General features: G+C 72.9%; 4 protein-coding genes. 2 read left to right on the top strand and 2 right to left on the bottom strand.

Going from position 1 to position 4,068, the window contains the following annotated elements:
• The first annotated feature begins 219 nt into the window (after positions 1–219).
• Complete coding sequence (locus tag ACWD3C_RS44330; RefSeq protein ID WP_451153763.1) at positions 220–582, top strand: 5-carboxymethyl-2-hydroxymuconate Delta-isomerase; 363 nt, start codon at positions 220–222, stop codon at positions 580–582.
• A gap of 16 nt (positions 583–598) precedes the next feature.
• On the opposite strand, the gene ACWD3C_RS44325 is transcribed toward ACWD3C_RS44330, so the two are convergent.
• Both ACWD3C_RS44325 and ACWD3C_RS44320 read right to left on the bottom strand, forming a co-directional pair.
• Positions 599–1,300: a TetR/AcrR family transcriptional regulator gene (locus ACWD3C_RS44325; RefSeq protein WP_451153761.1), complete on the bottom strand. Its 702-nt coding sequence runs from the start codon at positions 1,298–1,300 to the stop codon at positions 599–601.
• A gap of 98 nt (positions 1,301–1,398) precedes the next feature.
• On the bottom strand, positions 1,399–3,327 hold the full coding sequence (locus ACWD3C_RS44320) for a hypothetical protein (RefSeq protein WP_451153759.1): 1,929 nt from the start codon (positions 3,325–3,327) through the stop codon (positions 1,399–1,401).
• Between the two features lie 192 nt (positions 3,328–3,519).
• Between ACWD3C_RS44320 and ACWD3C_RS44315 the strand changes: the two genes are divergently transcribed.
• Positions 3,520–3,918: a hypothetical protein gene (locus ACWD3C_RS44315; RefSeq protein ID WP_451153757.1), complete on the top strand. Its 399-nt coding sequence runs from the start codon at positions 3,520–3,522 to the stop codon at positions 3,916–3,918.
• Positions 3,919–4,068: the final 150 nt, after the last annotated feature.

Raw genomic sequence — 4,068 nt, 5'->3', positions numbered from 1 at the left:
CGCCCCGGGCCCTGGCCCACGCCCGCCGCGCCCCCCCCCCCCGCCGGGCCCCCGGGGCCGCATCGATATGCGGCTCCGCCGCGTGGGCGCGACCAGCCCCCACCGGTCCGCAGGTTCATCACCGCGCTTCCAGCCGAGCGCATAGCGTGTGGGAGGACGACATCGTGCTGTCGGCGCTGCGGTTAGGGTGAGCGGGATATCCGTAGAACAGGAGTGTCCATGCCCCAGATCACCATCGACCGGTCCCCGGCGCTCGACTACGTCGACTGGCACGAGTTCGTGCTCGCGCTGCACTCGGTGGTCGTCGAGAAGGCGGGCGCGCGGATCGAGGCGTGCAAGACGCGGGTCGTGCGGACCACGGACGAAGTGGTGGGGACGGAAGAGGAACTCGACAGGCATGCCGTGGTGCATGTGACGCTCGCGCTTCTTGCCGGGCGGAGCGACGAGACCAAGGCAGCGCTCACCGAGGCGGTGCTGGAGCTGTTGCGCAAGCACATCGAGCCCGATGGGTGGGTCACGATCCACCTGTCCGCCGAGGTGCGCGACCTCGACCCGTCGTACCGGAAGATCGAGATGATGTAGCCCTGCGAGGGGTTTATTACTCCGCCGTCGGTGACGCCAGTGCCAGCAGCCGGGACACCAGGTCCGTGAAAGGGCCCTCCGGCGGCTCGTCCTTGACCATGTCGCGCAGCAGGGCGCCCATCTCGTCGTCGTACGCGGCGCTGACCGCGGCCAACGCGGCGAAGTCGTGGACGAGTTGGGCCTCCAGCTCGCGGCGTGGGATGCGGCGGTTTTCGAGCCAGATGAGGGCGGTGGACTCGGCGAGGGAGATCCAGGAGCGGATCACCAGCTCCAGCCGGGCGGGCGGGTTGTCGACCCGTAGGTGCGAAAGGATCTGGACATACGCGGCCTGGCGTACGTGGTCGATGAGGGCGTTGGTCCTGGACGAGCCGACCGCCGGGCCGCCGCGCATCAACGCCGAGAAACCGGGGCCGTGTTCGTCGACGAAGTCGAAGAAGCGGTGCATCACGCGCAGCAGCCGTGCCCCCAGCGGGCCCTCCCGCGGTTCGACGAACCGGGCCGCCAGATCGTCCGACGCACGCTTCAACGCGGCTTCGTACAGGCTGAGTTTGCCGGGAAAGTAGTGGTAGACGAGCGGCCGCGAGATGCCCGCGGCGGAGGCTATCTCGTCGATCGACACATCGTCGGGCGAGCGCTGGCTGAACAGTTCAAGGGCGACGCCGATCAACTGCTGCCGCCGCTCCTCGACACCCATCCTGCGGCGAACCCCGGTTGTCATGCGAACACCTTACCGATCGAATCCGGCCTCGAATGGACCAGCCCGGTCAAGGGTGTTCACCCGGCGTCCTCACTTCATCGCAGCCTTCATCCCGGTCGTCACCTCAGCCCGGCGATCTCCCGCCCGTCCGCCAGGGTTCCCTTCAACTCGGCCTGTGCGCCCTGCTCCGCCCGTACGGAAAGCAGGCTGCCCCGCGCGGACCCGCGCACCCCGCCGGTCGCGCTGACCGAGGCGGTGTCCTTGGTCCCGGCGGCCAGCAGGTGCCAGGCCCCCGAGCGGGACTTCCACAGCACTCCGGCCAGTACGTGCGGGTCGCGCGGCCCGCACGCCGGACTGTCCTCCGCCTTCGCCGCCACCGAGCCGTAGGCGCTGCCCGGCGTGTGGAACTGGGCCAGCACCCGCGTCCCGTCGCCCCGCCAGGTCTCGGCGCGCGTGCACACCCAGTCGCCGTCCCCGCCGGCCTCGGGCAGCGGCTGCCGGGCGAACTGCCAGGCGTTCACCGACCGCACGCCCTGCGCCCGCACGGCGGCCAGCGAGCACGCGAACGGCGACCACGTCTCCAGCTCCCCGGACGCCTCACGTGGCGCCCCCGGCTGCCCGGCCGTGAGGTGCGCCGGGGTGAGTTCGCCGAGGTCGGTCAGGAGCCGCGTACCGGAGTTGTCGGTCAGCTGCAGTACGTTCCAGGCCCGGCACTCCCCGGTCTGCAGGGCGGAGCTCGCGAACGGATCGGTCACCCCGTCCGCCGACACCGCCAGCGCCGACGCCTCTTGGTCCGGCTTCATCAGATCCCGTACGGCCGCTCCGGTCACCCAGGGCGCCGTCAGATAGCGGACGTTGCCGTCGGCCCGGTTCAGCACCACCGCGCCCGCCTCGGCACCGGTCGCGCCGTCGACCCGGGCGAAGTCGAGCGCGGCCCCGCCCGTGCCCTCCGCCGGCTCGGCGTAGCGCGCGATCCGCAGCCCGTCGTACAGCAGCACGACCCGGGCGGCGTCGACCTCGCCGGCGTACAGGAGCTGGGGCGCTCCGGGCGGAGCACCCGCCGGGGTGCCGGGGGTCGCGGACACCTGCACGGACTCGCCGGGCCGCGCCCACACGGCGAGGGCGCGCCGCAGCAGGGCACTGTCCCCGGTGAGGCCGCCGCGGGCGGGCCAGACAGAGAAGTCGGTGCGGGCGGAGGTCTTCCACGCCGCCGCCGTCGCGGACGTCAACTTCTCAGGATCCAGGGCAGCCTGGGCCGCCGGATTCCGCGCGTACGGCGGTGCCGCCGCCCCGTCCCGACCCCAGCCGTCCCCCGGCAGCCCGAGCAGCGCCCCGCACACGGCCACCGCGGCCGTGGCGGCCAGCGCGGCCTTCATGTGCTGCCTGCGCCGCATCAGGTCGGTGGGCCGCGCGTGCACCGAGCAGGGATCGAACTCGGGGGAGCGCAGCGGCCCGTCCTGCGCGGGCACCGCGGCGGCCTCGCCGATCGCGGCGGCCGGGTCATCGGCTCCGGCCGCGTCCAGCACCTTCCGCACGTCGGCCTCGGACAGCTTCTCCAGCCCGCGCAGTACGTACGCCGCCCGGGCCGGGGCCGAGAGCGCCGACAGCCGCCGGTCCAGGGCGAGTTCGTCGGCGCCGCCCGAGCGGGGGAAGAGGCGCAGGCCCCACACCTGGGGGAGCAGCGGCGGCAGTTGGGCCCGCTTGGGCCAGGCCCGGAACGTCAGCGGCCGCCCCGCCTCCAGCGCCGTACGCACGACATGGAGGCGGACGAAGGCGTAACCGGGATCGCCGTCCCGGCCCCCGCCGCCGCCCGTCGACTGCGCCGGGATCACGGGTGCCGACGTACGCCTCCGGGGCAGCGCCCGCTGTGTCAGCGCGTGCGCCGTGAGCACCCGCCGGTTGCGGCCGAGGCTCGGGGGCAGCACCAAGTAGGCGAGCCGGGCGAGCCGGGGGTAGTGCTCGACGAGCGCGGCCTCCGCCTGCTCGACGTCAACGACCGGTCCGGGGCGGGCTGCTGGGGGGCGCGGAGCGACATCCTGTGACTGCACGTTCAGCAGAACGAGCGAATCCTACGTTGGTCACCGCCACCCGGGTGACTCGTTCCCCGGCTTCATTGCCCGGCTACAGTCCCTGGGCGACACCCGCTACTTGAGCACTTTGCCCGCCGGAGCCGTATCGAGGGCGAGGGCCCCTTGCCGGGGCTCCGTGCGGCATGTCGCCGGAACGGACCGGAGGAACAGATGAGGCTGACAAGGGCGAAGCTACCGCTGGCCGGCGCGGCGGCGGTCCTGGCGCTGACGGGGTGCGGATCCGGCGGGGGCGACGAGGAGGCCGCGCCCGAGACGGCGGTCGGCAGCCTCGAACAGCTCGCCGCCGAGGTGAAGTGCGAGCCGAACATGCAGATCGACGCCGACGAGCTCCGCCAGGCCCTCTGCGAGGACGGCGACGAGAGGTACATCCTCGCCACCTTCGCCACCGACCGTGGTCAGCGCGAGTGGCTCAACTCGTCCAAGATGATGGGCGGTTTCTTCCTCGTCGGCCGCAAGTGGGCCGCCGTCGGCCACGAGGACCTCGTGAACAAGCTGGGCGAGCGGCTCGGGGGAACGGTGGAGATCGGGACGGACCACTCGAAGCACTGACGGGCACTGGCGGGCACCGAAGGCCGCTCGCGGGCGCTCCGGACATGCAGAAGGGGGGGGGCGGGGGGGAGGCGCCGGCCGACTGCCGGGGGGGGGGCGGGGCTCGGAGGGGCAGGTCGGAGGAGCACACCGGAGGACACCACGACACCA

Source organism: Streptomyces sp. NPDC002845, assembly GCF_053591955.1.
Note: the sequence above shows the minus strand (reverse complement) of the source record. Positions and strands in the feature narration are given on the sequence as shown.

Bases quoted from the DNA above. Each gene is read 5' to 3' on its own strand.
- ACWD3C_RS44330 (WP_451153763.1), top strand. From the start codon at position 220: ATGCCCCAGATCACCATCGACCGGTCCCCGGCGCTCGACTACGTCGAC.
- ACWD3C_RS44325 (WP_451153761.1), bottom strand. From the start codon at position 1,300: ATGACAACCGGGGTTCGCCGCAGGATGGGTGTCGAGGAGCGGCGGCAG.
- ACWD3C_RS44315 (WP_451153757.1), top strand. From the start codon at position 3,520: ATGAGGCTGACAAGGGCGAAGCTACCGCTGGCCGGCGCGGCGGCGGTC.